Source organism: Paenibacillus peoriae KCTC 3763, assembly GCF_000236805.1.
Taxonomy (GTDB): domain Bacteria; phylum Bacillota; class Bacilli; order Paenibacillales; family Paenibacillaceae; genus Paenibacillus; species Paenibacillus peoriae.
In genome coordinates, this window is record NZ_AGFX01000013.1 from 87,673 (window position 1) to 102,034 (window position 14,362).

The 14,362-nt window shown below is 42.7% G+C and carries 13 protein-coding genes and 1 pseudogene; 3 read left to right on the forward strand and 11 right to left on the reverse strand.

Annotated elements, in window-relative coordinates; genetic code table 11:
- Positions 1 to 58 precede the first annotated feature (58 nt).
- The gene (locus tag KQI_RS0109320; protein WP_010346500.1) at positions 59 to 733 is read right to left on the reverse strand and encodes a phosphatase PAP2 family protein; all 675 of its coding nucleotides are present in this window, start codon (positions 731 to 733) and stop codon (positions 59 to 61) included.
- Positions 734 to 975: 242 nt separating this feature from the next.
- Here KQI_RS0109320 and KQI_RS0109325 point away from each other — a divergent pair, with 242 nt between their 5' ends.
- Together KQI_RS0109325 and KQI_RS0109330 are read left to right on the forward strand one after the other, a co-directional pair.
- Positions 976 to 1,656 carry a response regulator transcription factor gene (locus KQI_RS0109325; RefSeq protein WP_010346501.1) on the forward strand — a complete coding sequence of 227 codons (681 nt, stop codon included), beginning with the start codon at positions 976 to 978 and terminating at the stop codon, positions 1,654 to 1,656.
- The gene (locus tag KQI_RS0109330; protein ID WP_010346502.1) at positions 1,649 to 2,743 is read left to right on the forward strand and encodes a sensor histidine kinase; all 1,095 of its coding nucleotides are present in this window, start codon (positions 1,649 to 1,651) and stop codon (positions 2,741 to 2,743) included. Before KQI_RS0109325 ends, KQI_RS0109330 begins: the two co-directional genes overlap by 8 nt.
- A 110-nt stretch (positions 2,744 to 2,853) precedes the next feature.
- Here the strand turns inward: KQI_RS0109330 and KQI_RS0109335 are convergent, their stop codons facing one another.
- The 6 genes and pseudogenes from KQI_RS0109335 to KQI_RS29780 form a co-directional block, all read right to left on the reverse strand.
- Positions 2,854 to 3,555 carry a polysaccharide deacetylase family protein gene (locus KQI_RS0109335; protein ID WP_010346503.1) on the reverse strand — a complete coding sequence of 234 codons (702 nt, stop codon included), beginning with the start codon at positions 3,553 to 3,555 and terminating at the stop codon, positions 2,854 to 2,856.
- Positions 3,556 to 3,601: 46 nt separating this feature from the next.
- The gene (locus tag KQI_RS0109340; protein WP_010346504.1) at positions 3,602 to 4,768 is read right to left on the reverse strand and encodes an MGDG synthase family glycosyltransferase; all 1,167 of its coding nucleotides are present in this window, start codon (positions 4,766 to 4,768) and stop codon (positions 3,602 to 3,604) included.
- A 154-nt stretch (positions 4,769 to 4,922) separates the two neighbouring features.
- On the reverse strand, positions 4,923 to 5,519 hold the full coding sequence (locus KQI_RS0109345) for a DedA family protein (RefSeq protein WP_010346505.1): 597 nt from the start codon (positions 5,517 to 5,519) through the stop codon (positions 4,923 to 4,925).
- Between the two features lie 29 nt (positions 5,520 to 5,548).
- The gene (locus tag KQI_RS0109350) at positions 5,549 to 6,160 is read right to left on the reverse strand and encodes a DedA family protein (RefSeq protein ID WP_010346506.1); all 612 of its coding nucleotides are present in this window, start codon (positions 6,158 to 6,160) and stop codon (positions 5,549 to 5,551) included.
- 572 nt (positions 6,161 to 6,732) lie between these two features.
- Positions 6,733 to 7,608 (reverse strand): DMT family transporter, encoded by an 876-nt coding sequence (locus KQI_RS0109355; protein WP_010346508.1) that lies wholly within the window; start codon positions 7,606 to 7,608, stop codon positions 6,733 to 6,735.
- A 19-nt stretch (positions 7,609 to 7,627) separates the two neighbouring features.
- A pseudogene (locus tag KQI_RS29780) lies at positions 7,628 to 7,846 on the reverse strand (hypothetical protein); the annotation flags it as partial.
- A 120-nt stretch (positions 7,847 to 7,966) separates the two neighbouring features.
- On the opposite strand from KQI_RS29780, the gene KQI_RS0109360 reads away from it, so the two are divergent.
- Positions 7,967 to 8,776: a LysR family transcriptional regulator gene (locus KQI_RS0109360; RefSeq protein WP_010346510.1), complete on the forward strand. Its 810-nt coding sequence runs from the start codon at positions 7,967 to 7,969 to the stop codon at positions 8,774 to 8,776.
- Between the two features lie 608 nt (positions 8,777 to 9,384).
- On the opposite strand, the gene KQI_RS0109365 is transcribed toward KQI_RS0109360, so the two are convergent.
- Genes KQI_RS0109365 through KQI_RS0109380 form a run of 4 tightly spaced genes read right to left on the reverse strand, consistent with a single transcriptional unit; the run spans position 9,385 to position 14,227 of the window.
- The gene (locus KQI_RS0109365; RefSeq protein ID WP_277813520.1) at positions 9,385 to 9,966 is read right to left on the reverse strand and encodes a YitT family protein; all 582 of its coding nucleotides are present in this window, start codon (positions 9,964 to 9,966) and stop codon (positions 9,385 to 9,387) included.
- A gap of 40 nt (positions 9,967 to 10,006) precedes the next feature.
- The gene (locus KQI_RS0109370; protein ID WP_010346513.1) at positions 10,007 to 10,855 is read right to left on the reverse strand and encodes a PRD domain-containing protein; all 849 of its coding nucleotides are present in this window, start codon (positions 10,853 to 10,855) and stop codon (positions 10,007 to 10,009) included.
- Between the two features lie 32 nt (positions 10,856 to 10,887).
- Complete coding sequence (locus tag KQI_RS0109375) at positions 10,888 to 12,348, reverse strand: glycoside hydrolase family 1 protein (protein WP_010346514.1); 1,461 nt, start codon at positions 12,346 to 12,348, stop codon at positions 10,888 to 10,890.
- Between the two features lie 19 nt (positions 12,349 to 12,367).
- Positions 12,368 to 14,227: a beta-glucoside-specific PTS transporter subunit IIABC gene (locus KQI_RS0109380; protein WP_029390088.1), complete on the reverse strand. Its 1,860-nt coding sequence runs from the start codon at positions 14,225 to 14,227 to the stop codon at positions 12,368 to 12,370.
- Between the last annotated feature and the right edge of the window lie 135 nt (positions 14,228 to 14,362).

Genomic DNA, 14,362 nt, shown 5'->3' on the forward strand with positions numbered 1-14,362 from the left:
CAATGTAATCATATGTCGGGGTTTTCTCAAAAAATGAGATAGGAACGAGCGTCTTTCCTTACTCAGCAGAAACATGACGCTCGACTCCTTTCAAAGTCAGGCGCTTTCTGTGTCCCCGTAGGTATGATACGGCTATACCCGCCAACCGGTACAACAGCTCTCCGGCTAAAATACCACCAACGACATCCGCCAATACATGCTGCTTGACCAGCAAAGTGGACGCAATAATGAGAATAGACATTGCGGTGACTGCCCACCGAATCGTTCCCCCGAATACCCTTGCTCCCCGAAGCATCAGATAGCTGGTTAGCACATGAATGCTCGGGAAACAGTTGAACGGCTGGTCATGGCTGTACACCAACCAGATTAGACGGTTGATAATACCTGTCTCGGCTAGATTGTCTGGACGTTGAACAGCCGTTTGGAACAAGGCATAGACGATATAAGAAAGGACCAAGCCTCCACAGAGCGCAAGCAGTGTCCGATAATAGGTGGCTCTGTCCTTGAACGCAAGTCCGACAAGTACCGCTGCAATGAACGGGTACCAAAGAACATAAGGAATAATAAAGGAAGGGACGAATGGCGTTAGGCGATCTAGGTCTGTTACGAGACTATAGACATGTTCGGCGGGGCGGTTCAGTAGACCATAGGGAATATATAATATCGGAATCCCTGTAAGCCATAGAAGAGTCAGCCATGTTGAAAGGGAGGACTGTTTGGTTGGGTGTGTCACGTTCTCATCTCCTGATTAGGTTTATCTAAAGCAATGAACCTATCATAACGATAAACTCTGAAGATCTTTAGAGGATTTTTCTAAAGAATTTCTTAACAATAGTCTTCAGATTTTCTTTAGATATATCCTCGTAAAATCCTTAGATTTTTTCGTTACTATTATGGACAGTGATGTTCTTTACTGCCGGCAGGTCTGTTTGTTTTCTTCATGGTCATAAAAGATCAGGAAAGGGGCACCATGTAATGGATACAATACTTGTTGTAGATGGCGATCCAGAGATTCGAGATGTCATTCACGTATACTTGCGTAATGAAGGATACTTTGTCATAGAAGCTGCAGATAGTCTCGAAGCGCTAAATTTAATAAAATCAATCTATATCGAGCTGGTCATCCTAGATGTTAGGATGCCACGAATGGATGGTATTCAAGCTTGTATTAAAATATGGGAATTATCGAACACTCCCATTATTATGCTCTCGACCAAAGAAGAAGATATTGATATACTCACAGGTCTTACTACCAGAGCAGACGATTACATGTTAAAGCCCTTTAATCCGTTAGAATTGCTCGCTCGAGTAAAAGCTCAGATGAGGCGACGATCATTAATAGGAAAAGAAGAATTTAATTCTCTTATCTTCATCAAAGATCTTGTTATTGATAGGACTAAACATTCCGTTACATTGAAAGGAAATCACATTTCACTGACCCCTCTTGAGTTTTCAATTCTAGAGTTACTTGCAAGCCACCCTGGACAAGTATTTAGCCCTGATAAGATTTACAAAAGCGTATGGAAAGAGCCTTATGGGTATTCCGATAATGCCGTGATGGTCTATATTCGTAATTTACGAGTGAAGTTAGAGGATTTCCCAAGAGATCCTCAGTATATTAAAACGGTATGGGGAGTTGGCTATAAAATTGACTGAACATGTGCAAAAGCCAAAACGACAAAAACGCATCCAGGTCAACATTTTAATCAGATTGGTAATCAGTATGATTATTGCTCTCACTATAAATAATTTGCTCATTACACTTTTCGTGAAAATCACCCGCGCATGGGAATGGGATTGGTTTCGTGATTTATTTCCATATTTAATTACCCTTTTGTTCACGGGGATATTTATTTTTATATTTCTCGCTTTGACTCGACGAATCGTAAGAGACTTAATTTCGTTGGAGCAGGGGCTTCAAATTATATCCGAGGGTAATTTAAACTATCGAGTGCCTGTCATGCGAAAAGATGAACTCGGGAGGGTCGCGTTTAATATCAACTTGATGGCGGAACGTTTACAGCAGCAGATCGAAAAGGAACGTGAATTAGAAAACTCCAAGATGGAGATGATAACGGGCATTTCACACGACTTGCGTACGCCACTTACAAGTATTATTGGCTATATAGAACTCTTAAGAACAAATTCATTTCAAAATAGAGATGAATATACGCGATTTGTTCAAAACACTTATAACAAAGCTATTCATTTAAAAAAATTGCTCGATGATTTGTTTGAATATACCCGACTTACTTCGATCGATACCCACTTGGACCTAAAGAAGATCGATGTATTTCAACTTCTAGATCAATTAATTTTTGAATTTGAACCGCTCGCTCAAGAGAACGGTATCAGTATTATTAAAGAAATAGGAAACCCTCCTATTATAAGCTTCATTGATAGTGAAAAAATTGTCAGAGCAATCGATAATCTACTCATGAACGCCCTTAAGTACTCTGTAAAACCGGGAACCATTCGTATTTTGATGAAGTCGGATCCTAAGCAAATTAATATTGGAGTTGAAAATAAAGGGAATCCCCTCACACAAGAACAAGAAGATAAACTCTTCGATCGCTTTTATAAAGTAGACCACTCACGAAGTAGCGAAGGTATTCAAACGGGGGCTGGCCTAGGCCTTTCTATTGCTAGAAACATTATTGAGTTGCATGGAGGAACCTTAACGCTTGATCATAAAAATAACATATTTAAATTTACTCTTACTTTGCCTCTCGAGCAACCTTGATGTATAAATTAAAAAAACTTAAGCCCGAACAAAGTGTCGTTCCTGGCTTAAGTTTTATTTTAGAGCTTTTCGATTCAAATTTTCTCAAACTCATATAATTAGCCTGTTCATCAAGCAGCCATCTTCTCATCTACTCTCTGAAAGCAATATCCTGTATATAATGCCTCCGTGATAAACTCATTTAATGCCTCCAACATGTATGCAGGTGCATCCCTGTCTGCTCCAAACGTTTGTCCACTATCATGAAGAACAATAACAGCTCCGCCCTTTAGTTTGGATAGCAATCTTTGCTTAATTTTTCGCTTGCCACCAGAGCTTTTCCAGTCACCTACAATAACAGACCAAAGAATCATGCGATATTGCCTCATCAGAAAAAAGTCAAATAGGTTAATGACTCCCCAAGGGGGGCGATAATAGAAGGTTCTTCTTTCTCCAATAATACGATCAATGACGTTGGCCGTGTTGTCTACCTGCTCGCGAACCTTCTTAGGACTCATCAAGGCGTTTGACCAATGCAAATAATTGTGGATTCCAACAAGATGTCCTTCACTGTACATTCGTTTGATTAGATCGGGATATTTCTCTGCTTTCCGACCAAGGACAAAAAAGGTCGCCTTAATATTATGCTTCTTTAATAAATCAAGTAAAAGTGGCGTATATTCTGGGTCTGGACCGTCATCAAAAGTCAAAGCAATGGGCTGCTCGTTCGTTCCCTTTTTATAAACCCCGATTCCAAATATTCGGATCATAAGGGTCGGAATAATCGTATAGACGAATAATGTACTAATGAGAATTGTCAATATCTGCTTCATGATCCTGCTCCTTATTAACTATAATGAATCAATGCTTACCTTTCTTCTAGGAGGATATCTTTATTCCACTGGCTCTATTCATTTCAACCGTTTCAATAATAGCCTTTAATGATGCAAACGCGGACTCTTTAGGATGGAACTGTTTAGTATTTTCTATCATATGCTGAAGAAGTTTGGCATCACCTAGTAATTCTGATAGACGCTCAGCTAGATCCCATGATTTCTCTGCATGAATGGCCACCCCAGAATGGACTAAAAACTCGACATTATCCTGTTCTTGACCAGGGATTGGCTTACACAGAAGCATCGGCAGTTCCATAGCAATCGCCTCAAAAGTCGTGACTCCGCCTGGTTTGGTAATCATAATATCGGATACGGCCATTAACTCATGAACATAATTAATATAACCTGTTAAATAGATGCGATGTTTGGAACTTTTCAGCTTCTCACTCAATTCGATTCGAAGTTTTTCATTATGCCCACAAACAATGATGAATTGTACAGGCTGTGGCAATTGATCAAATTCCCGGATAGTGGAACTGCCATCGCCAATCATGCCGCAACCTCCTCCCATCACAAGCACGGTAGGCATATGAGGATCTAAACCATACTTCTTAGCTGTTTTCTCTCTTTCTATGGACTGCGAAAATTGTGGCCGGATGGGAATTCCTGTATCCGCAATCCGTACCTCCTCAACACCTAATTGAATCAAAGAATCAAGTACACTTCTGGAACCCACGATATATTGATCGGTATAGGGATAAATCCATAAACTGTGATCCGTATGATCAGTAATGGTAGTAACAGTAGGGATATCAATTAAACCATATGATTTCAACTTCGACATCACACCTGCAGCCAAAGGAAATGTGCTTATTACAATAGCTGGCTGTATCTCATTAATCAATTTCATCATTCGTCCGATTCCTGTAGAAAAAACGGTCTTTATGATATTGGATAGGGAGTTTTGTTTCCGCGTTTTCTGATATAGATATCCATAAACTTGAGGGAATGTTTTTACAGCTCGGAGATAAACGATCCGACTCAAATGATTCACATAGGGATGAACCCATTCCATAAAATCAATAATGACAGGTTCCATATGAGGAAATCGAATTCGCATTGCATCTTGCAGTGCTTGGGCTACTTGAATATGACCATCTCCATAATTTCCGGTAAGAATCAATATTTTTTCTTTCGTTACTTTTTTCATTGATCACAGTTCTCCTTTATACCGTTTCAAAAAATCAAACATCAGAAACTTTTAAGAAAATACTTTCTTTCCTTTATCTTAAGCAAAATTGACGGAAAGGAGACCTTCATATGACCCAAGAAACGATTCTTATTATGCTAAAAATAAATTACCATTATGCTTTGCTCCTCTTCCGATTTTTAAGAATCATGAATATGAAAATTCCTATGATTAAGGCAAGTCCCACATATATACCGTAGTGATAAATCATTGTCCCTATTGTTTCCACATGGCCGCCTGCAAATTGACCAACTACAAAAAAGACAGACGTCCAAGCAAGCCCGGCTGTATAGGAATAAAGGATATAATGGCGATAGGGCATTTTATTAATTCCGACTAAATAGGGAACAATATGCCTTACCACCGGAAAAAAGTAACTAAAGCTTAATGCAAAATTGCCATATTTATTTAGCAGGTGTTCTGACGTTTGTATAGGCTTCTCCAAACTTTTTTTACGGCGAAGTTTATCAAGCACTGGCGAACCGAAAAATTTGCCTAAAATATAACCAAGGGATAGCCCGGAAATAACTCCTAGATAGGTGACAATAAATGCTGGAAAAGAATGGAGTAAACCTGCTTTGCTAACGGCTCCGCCGGTCATAACGACAACCTCGTCCGGTATTGGCATTCCAACAATTCCGAGCCATAGCGCAAAGAACAGGGCAGCGTAACCGAACTGCGCAATCAAATGAATTAATGTGTCATAATTCACTTATATCCCCTCCTTTTCTCTTATTTTCTTCATTTATTCAACGGCTTATGCAGTAAAGATGAGTTGGATAATTTCGTCTTGAACCATCTGGTTGTGATAAAAATGCCCCCGGCTATCATTAGAGCAACCACGGCCAATTTAGGGTCGATCAAACCTAGCAAATTCAATATATAATGTCCAAAGAACTTGCCAAAAGCAAAGAACGTAGCAGTCCAAACAAACGCGCTGGAATACGAAATTAAAGCAAACTTCTTATACGAGACACCGTTTAGACCAATGAATACAGGCAGAATATACCGAACGACTGGTATTAAAAATCCAAGACACATTGCAACATCCCCGTGTCGTTTAAAAAGTTTCTCTGCTTTCTGGAAATGACGGTTGTTTTGGAACTTTGGTTTGAATTTCTCCCCAAAGATTCTGCCTGCAAAATAGGCAAATGTAATGGCTGTAAATAAGCCAGCGAGGATAACAATATATACAATCCACGGGTTTAAAGCTCCGTTGTTACTCAAAATCCCACCTGTTAGTATGGTTAATTCATTAGGAACCGGAACCCCGAATGGGCCTAGGCAGAAGGCTAGGAAAAAAAAGAGATATCCATAATGATCAACTAGCTGTAAGACGATATCGCTAATCATGTTCTAACCTCCTCGTTAATGTCGATGAGAGTATATTAATATAAAAATCTTAGGAGCTTATGGGGATATTTCTAAAGAAATTCTGAAGCAATGCAAAAACGCCTTTAATTCTCCCCTCCAAGCCATGGCTTGACATCTTGAGCTGTTTTTACGGCGAATATAAGAAAGGTCTGATCAGCTTTTAACCAAGCTAATCAGACCTCAATTATTTGATCCCAACCCTTTGGTGATGCTGCTTCTTTATAAGCCGATGAAATTTGAAAAAAAGAGAATTCACTCTCCTATCCGGCAGCTAACAGTGTCAGTTGAAGCTGCTTCTTCTCATGCCTCCTATGGAATGTGGAGAAGCTCCGCTTCCTGACCTCTTATTTCAATCCCCCATTTTTTAAATTTTTTAGAACTATATGCACAAATTACCCAGAAATTTTTGTTAAGATCCTAAGATACGCCGATGTAAAAATGTCATTACCGACAGATCCCTTAAAATAAGTATCATACCGGCCCCAATAATAAAGACAGCGGCAAGCCTTGGACGAGAAAATAAAGTCCTAGATAGCCGCTGTATTATTAAACTAACGAAGGGTCCATTTCTTCTCTCCGCCTACTTCACCTATCCATATGGAGCCCAATAGCAAGACGGCGCCGATTAGCTGTTGCAAAGTCATCCTCTCTTCAACAACCAGAACTGAAATTAATAGCGAAGTTAGGGGGTCGATATAACTCAATACAGCGATGCTTTGGCCTTTAAGTCCTTTCATTCCGGCAAAGAAAAGATAAAATCCAACCCCGCCATGAACGATACCCAACACAAGCATCAATATAACCGTGGTGCTGGTGAATGAATAGAAATTGAAGCCATCCGTGAACAGCACAAATGGGGACAACATTATAACCGATAAGCCAAGCTGCAACAGCGTATTTGCCAACCCGTCCAGGTCCCGAATAAACTTGTTAACCAGCGTCAAAACGGCATAGAAACCCGCCGCGACTAGTCCATAGCTGATGCCGAGCAGATGGTGCCCGGTTGTTTCCGCCCTGCCGTTTTGTAAGATAAAGAACAAGCCCAGCAGAGCAATGCCGATACATACCGCTTTTTTGAGCGACAGCTTTTCATTCAAAACGAAAGGTGAGAGTATAATAACCAGAACAGGTGCAAAATAATAGCTCAATGCCGCATTGGCAATCGTTGTCTCTTTATATGCCTGAAACAGAAATATCCAGTTGCCGCTCAAAGCAATGCTCGCAATGAATAGAGCGGCGGCATTCTTTTTCACCCTACGCCACGATACTTTCTGCTTAGTCCATACGAAGACGACAAGCAGAAACAGAGCGCCGATCATGCTCAAGAACAACGCAATTTTACTTGAAGACATATCGATATATTTTGCAAACACACCAACAGCGCCAAAGATGATCATCGACAAGATAAAATAAATTTTTTCCTTCACTTGTTATTCCTGCTTTCTACTAATATGATGGTGAGTCCAATGATAGTCCGCCCTTACATACAGTAGAATCTATGGATGAACCAGCAGAATTCATATAGTTACCATGACAGTAGATTCTACTGTTGTTGTCTTTATCCATCAAAACACCAAAAACAGTAGCAGCACCTATTTTTACGCCTAACATACTTTCTAACTGTTCAGCTGAGGCGAAGGAAACACGAGAAATCCCTAGTTTTTTACTAAATTCCTTTCATTTGAGTTCTATTGCCCTATAGTGTATCATCCGCATTATCATTACAAAAGCGAATGTTTTTCATGCATATGATGATAAAATCAGATAGTTGGAGGTCAACATCACATGGATAAAAATATACAGAAATATTTAGCACTAATCAAAACAGTAGAGTACGGGAGCTTTACAAAAGCCGCGGAGGCATTAAACTATTCACAGTCAGGTATCAGCCGTATGATTAACGATTTAGAAGCAGAATGGAAGATATCTCTCCTTGAGCGTGGACGCTCGGGCGTACGTCTGACTTCCGAAGGTCTAAAAGTACTTCCATACGCAAAAAGTGTATGTAATGAATATCAGAACCTGCAAACGCAAATTGACGAATTACACGGACTACAATCTGGGTTAATTCGGATTGGGACATTTTCTAGTGTAGCTACCCATTGGCTTCCTAATATAATCAAAGCATTTCAGAAAACATATCCGAACATTGACTATGAGCTTTTGCTTGGCGACTATACGGAAATCGAAAGCTGGATTTTGGAAGGGCGCGTGGATTGCGGTTTTCTTAGGCTCCCCACACAAACCAAACTGGATACGATCTTTTTAGAGCAAGACAAGCTGCTTGTGATCTTGCCGGAAAACCACTCACTCGCCGATTGTGATCGTTTTCCTGTCAAAGCATTAGGCGAAGAACCATTTATGCTCTTGGAAAAAGGCGCAAAGGCTGAAATATCGGAAATATTAGGTATCAGCATTTTACCGGAACTTATTTTGAAGCGTATTCCCTATCGAATTGTATTAAGAGAACTCGAAATACCGGCTTACCGCAAGATCGGCCTTGCTATGAAAGATAAAGAATCGGCATCGCTCGCGGTCAAGCGATTTTTAGATTATCTGCAATACAGAAGTATTCCAGAAAAGACCTTATTATAAAAGGTTTATCGTGTACGTCAAATAGCCCTCACCACTTGGTGAAGGTTATTTGACGTGCCTTTCTACAATGTCATTACATTAAACTGTCCTTTAACTTAATGAAGTGTCGACAGTCTAACACTTTATTTTTCAGTTCAATACTTTATCTGCTTTGAACAACCTATTGTCGGGTGGCAAAAAAGAGTGGAACCATTAGAAATTAGTACAAACTGCCTTACCCGATTTAAAGTAATGCTCTCCCTTTTTAAGTTCATGAGGAGAGAAAAAATCTATATCAGGATAAAGTTGTCATGCGACCAAATATTGTATCGAATCGTTCATGATTATGAAAACATTGACCTGGTTGTACTTTGGGGCTCCTCTTCTTCCCATTGGGTCAAAGAACTGCCGTCCTCCACCCCGGGAGGCCCTTTCGAGAATTCGTTCCAGCAAGTCGTTCTGTTCTTCGAGAGAAGAATGGTCGAGTTGTGCTTACGAGGAGCTCGGCGCTCCGGCATACCCTTGCGGCTTCACCGCTCCCCTTTGCCATGAGCCTTCATGTGAAGTTGGCTGCTTTCGTTGCTCTTCGCGCGAAACTGTTTTCGGGCAGAGTTTGCCAATGCGTTTGGTTATGTGCGGCGGAATCTTGCAATAAGATTGGGCACCGATTTTGTGAAGTCCATCGTACGTCCCATAATGATCGACGCTAAGAAAGTGTAGAATGCCGTCGTGATATCCATGACCACCGCTCCAAGTATAAGCACAAAAAAATCAAATGCAATATGAATCGTACCCATCTTTAGTTTAGGAAAATGAAGTTGAATTAACCGGCCTAACAGGCCAACGCCCCCGCTGGTCAACCCTTGGCCAAAAACGATTCCCGATCCGAATCCCAAGAACGCCCCTCCAATCAAAATGCCTAACCATAAGGGAGGATGTACCCAATTTCGGATGGGATACAATAGGTCAAGGAAGACGGACAAAGCCCCTGCAACAATCACGGTCTGGATGACTAAGGAGCGGCTAATCCGTTTCCAGGCCAGTAATAACAAAGGAATATTAAGAGCAAACACGACGATACCCGGATTCCAATTCAAAGTATAGAGCGTAAGAACCCCGATTCCCGGGAATCCTGTACTGAATAAGTGAACGGGAACATATCCTGCGTTTATGCCTAAACCCATAATAAAACACCCAATAAACGAAATCATAATGTTTTTCACTTTCAATATTAAAGAACCTCCGTCTAGTCTAGGCCAACTGGTTATGGGAGATCAGCCTGTGAATATGCACGGCCAGATAGGTGAGCTCCTCGTTTGGAATGGTCTTTCCATACACTTGGTTAATATACTCCTTGATCTTGAAAGCCCCGTCCATCGCCTGCGGATATAGGCTGGCGATTTGCTCAAACAGGATGTTGTCCGTAGCCTCCAGCATTTTATCCGTATAAAACCGCTCCACAAAAAACTTCACATGGGTTACAAAGCGGGTATAATGGACGTTTTCCGTATCCATGTCGATATTCATCGAATATCTCACCAGGTTGACGATGCTGCCAATCATTTTGGCCATCTTCATGCCGTCTTTGGATTCCTTCTCCCCGCTTTGGGCATTGATTAAATGAAAAGCGATGTTGGCCGCTTCCTCCTTGGGCATTTCGATGTGCAGCTTTTCTTTGATCAGCTCTAAGGAGAAGAGTCCGATTTCAAATTCCTCAGTATAGTAATTTTTAATTTCCCAAAACACTTTGTTGGTAATCGCGATTTTTTTAGACAACCGTTCCACCGCAAAGTGCAAATGATCCATTAGGGTAAAATAGATCCCCGTGTTGAGCTTGGTTTGCAGCTTCTTTTCCGCGTAAACCACAATCCGCCCGGTCAGTTCCACGTATACCGGAGGAATGGCATCCAATAATCCGTGATACTCTTTGACTTTGACATTTTCAACGGGTACGAAGATTTGGTCGGCTTGGTGTTCCTCGACGGTATTGCCCGCTTTTTGGCCGTAACCAATGCCTTTGCCAAACAGAATGTATTCTTTTTCCTGCTCATCCTCTACCAAAATTACGCTGGAATTCAACACTTTTTTGATTTTGATCACACGGGTCACCTTCCTAATCGAAAGATGGGAAACTAATCCAAATCTTCGCCATTACTTTCAATCACTTTTTTATACCAGTAAAAAGAATCCTTGCGACTGCGCTGTAAACTGCCGTTCCCTTCGTCATCCTGATCGACATAAATAAAGCCATATCTTTTGGATATCTGGGACGTGGAAGCGCTGATGATATCAATCGGCGCCCAGCTTGTGTAGCCAAACAGGTCTACGCCGGCTTCCACCGCTTCCTTCATTTGTTTAAAGTGTTCTCTAAAATAATTGATCCGGTAGTCGTCGTGGATGGAGCCGTCGCTTTCCACCCGGTCCACGGCGCCCATGCCGTTTTCCACAATGATCAGCGGTTTTCTATAGCGGTCGTATAATTCGATTAAGGAGATTTTCAGGCCAACTGGATCGACCTGCCATCCCCATTCCGTCGAGGGCAAATAAGGGTTCTTCACCCCTGTGATCGTGTTGCCGGACGTCCGCTCCAGCCCTTCTTTCGCGGACTCGGTTAACGACATATAATAACTGAAAGAAACAAAATCGACCGTATGCTTCCGCAAAATCTCCTTATCTCCCGGTTCCATTTGCAGATGAATATTTTTCTGCTCGAGCATGGTTTCGATCAGAGGCGGGTATTCTCCAAATACCTGCACATCCGCGTAAAAATAAGTGTGCAGATTCCTCATCAGCGTAATTTCCACATCTTTGGGATGGCAAGTATTCGGATAGGTCGTCAGCATCGTCAGCATGCAGCCTACCTGGCTGCCCGGAATGATGCGGTGGCAATCCGCCGTAACCAGCGCCGAGGCGACAAACTGGTGATGCAGCGCCTGATAAATGGTTTCCTCAACCTTGCCCTCCGGACAACGCTCTGGGACAATGCCCGCGGTCGTGAAAGGATGGCGGATGATGCTGTCGATTTCGTTGAAGGTCAGCCAATACTTCACCAGGCCCTTATAACGCGAGAAGCAGACATTGCTGAATTTTACGAAATAATCAATGATCTCTCTTTCCGCCCAGCCATTGTATTTAACGCTTAAGGCAAGAGGCATTTCATAGTGGGAAAGCGTGACGATCGGTTCGATGCCGAGCCGTCTCATTTCCGTGAACAAACCATCATAAAACTTCAGCCCCAATTCATTGGGCTCGTTCTCTTCACCGGTCGGAAAAATCCGGCTCCATGCAATCGAGACGCGCAACGCTTTGAAGCCCATTTCGGCAAACAGGGCCAAATCCTCCTTATACCGATGATAAAAATCGATCCCTCTGCGTTTGGGATACTTACTGACATCCGGGTCTTGCATCGCCCGTTCGATCATTTCGGAGGTAACAACCTGGTGCGCTTCGTAATCCTCGACATTTAAATGGGGTCTGTACATGGCTATATCGGCCACGGATGGACCTTTCCCATCCACGTTCCAAGCCCCTTCCGCCTGATTGGCGGCAATAGCGCCGCCCCATAAAAAGCTCTTCGAAAATCCTTTGCTCATTTCTATTCTCCCCCTTGGTTTAATTTCCTATAGCGGTTACAAACATCAAAGTATCCTGTTGATTCGCCTGTTTTACATCCGCAACCTCTACCGTGTATTTGTCCTTATTGGTCACGATGGCGATAGTTACCGGATCATAACCTTCTTCAATAATCTTCTCAAGATCGAACTTCAGCAATAAATCGCCAGCTTTCACTTCATCCCCGGCCTTCACCTGGGGTTCAAAATATTTGCCCCGCAATCGGACGGTATCGATCCCTACATGGAACAGCATCTCGATACCGTTCGCCGTACTCATGGCAATCGCATGGTTTCTGCCGTAAACCACTTCAATTTTGCCGTCCACGGGCGCGTACAATTCGCCTTTAGCAGGAATGACGGCAATTCCATCGCCCATCGCTTTGGTGGAAAAGACCTCATCCTCTACTTCGGACAAAGGAATCATTTCTCCGATGACCGGACTTTTAAACTCTTGCACCGTGGTAACCTGGTTAGCCAATTGCTGCTCTTCCTCTTTGACTTTGTTGTCTGTACCAAGTATAAAGGCCGAAACAAAGGCAACCACAAAAGAAATGACGAGCGCAATGATGGCATTGATGATATTTCTCGGCAAATCCTCCGAGATAAACATGGATAAACTGGCGATCCCGGGTCCAACTAACACATACGCCTGCAAGCCGACGATACCGATGAACGCCCCCCCGACAAGAGAGCCGATAATAACGCTACCGAGCACTTTTTTATTTTGCAGCGTGACCCCATACAAGGCAGGTTCCGTAATGCCGAAAAAGGCGGATATCCCGGCGGAAATCGCCGTGGCTTTTAATGCTTTGTCTTTGGTCCGTATCGCAACGGCAAAACAAGCGCCGCTTTCAGCAATATTGTGGGCAAGAGAAGCGGGCAAATATAACAATTCCTTGCCGGTGCTTCCCATCGCGGTGAGAGCATAAGGAACGAGCGCTTTATGCATGCCGACGGATACCATCAGCGGCAATACGGCTGCCAATAACGCTACGGCAATCCAGCCCACTTTATCGAACAAGGTTAAGATGATGGCTGAGAAACCTTCACCGAGCGTATAACCGAGCGGACCCAAAATTAATAATGAAACCGGAACGGTAATGAGCAGCGACATCATCGGGACAAAAAAGATCCGGATCACCTTCGGTGATATTCGCGTAAACAACTTCTCCATTTGAGCGTAGAGCAACACGGTCAGAATCGCCGGGAAGACCTGGTAGGCATAAGCGATATTTTTGACCTGAAAACCGAAGAGCTGAACGCCTTCTCCAAGCATAGCCGCCATGTTCGGTAGAAGCAAAGCGCCGACGGAAGCCAGAGCCACCAATGTACTGACTTTTAGTTTGTTGGCCGTGGTAACTGCTACCAACAATGGAAGGAAGTATAGAGCGGCATCCCCGACTTGAAACAAAACTTTATAAGTTTGGCCGGCTGGGTCCAGAACATTCATTAAACCAAGCAGCAGCAGCAGCGACTTTACCATCCCCGCGCCGGCAATCGCCGGAATCAGCGGCTGAAACACACCCACGATAAAATCCAAAATAACGCTGCCGAGCTTTTTCTTCTCTTTCGGTTTAGCGACGGATGCCTCAGCGAATTCCGAGCTAGGGTTCGGCGAACCCAACAACTGATTGACCGCATCATAAACTTCAACGACTTCATTGCCGATGACGACCTGACACTGGCCGGTCATTTTTACGGCGATGACGCCGGGAATGCTTTCAAGCCGCTTGACATCGGCTTTAGTGTTGTCAATCAAGGAAAAGCGCAATCTTGTCGAGCAGTGTTCAAAATAGGAGATGTTTTCCTTACCCCCTACATACTTCAGAACCTCCTTAGCGGTCTGTTTGTAATCCATGTTCATGCTCCTTCCTTTTGTAATTTTGCGAAAGGAAGCAGGCTTTTTTGCAAATAAAAAAGGACCTAAAACGACAAATACAATATTTGTCATTTTAGATCCTGCCTGCATTACCAGTCACATGTCTAATAGGTA

Bases quoted from the DNA above. Each gene is read 5' to 3' on its own strand.
- KQI_RS0109350 (WP_010346506.1), bottom strand. From the start codon at position 6,160: ATGATTAGCGATATCGTCTTACAGCTAGTTGATCATTATGGATATCTC.
- KQI_RS0109340 (WP_010346504.1), bottom strand. From the start codon at position 4,768: ATGAAAAAAGTAACGAAAGAAAAAATATTGATTCTTACCGGAAATTAT.
- KQI_RS0109360 (WP_010346510.1), top strand. From the start codon at position 7,967: ATGGATAAAAATATACAGAAATATTTAGCACTAATCAAAACAGTAGAG.
- KQI_RS0109365 (WP_277813520.1), bottom strand. From the start codon at position 9,966: ATGATTTCGTTTATTGGGTGTTTTATTATGGGTTTAGGCATAAACGCA.
- KQI_RS0109375 (WP_010346514.1), bottom strand. From the start codon at position 12,348: ATGAGCAAAGGATTTTCGAAGAGCTTTTTATGGGGCGGCGCTATTGCC.
- KQI_RS0109325 (WP_010346501.1), top strand. From the start codon at position 976: ATGGATACAATACTTGTTGTAGATGGCGATCCAGAGATTCGAGATGTC.
- KQI_RS0109380 (WP_029390088.1), bottom strand. From the start codon at position 14,227: ATGGATTACAAACAGACCGCTAAGGAGGTTCTGAAGTATGTAGGGGGT.
- KQI_RS0109335 (WP_010346503.1), bottom strand. From the start codon at position 3,555: ATGAAGCAGATATTGACAATTCTCATTAGTACATTATTCGTCTATACG.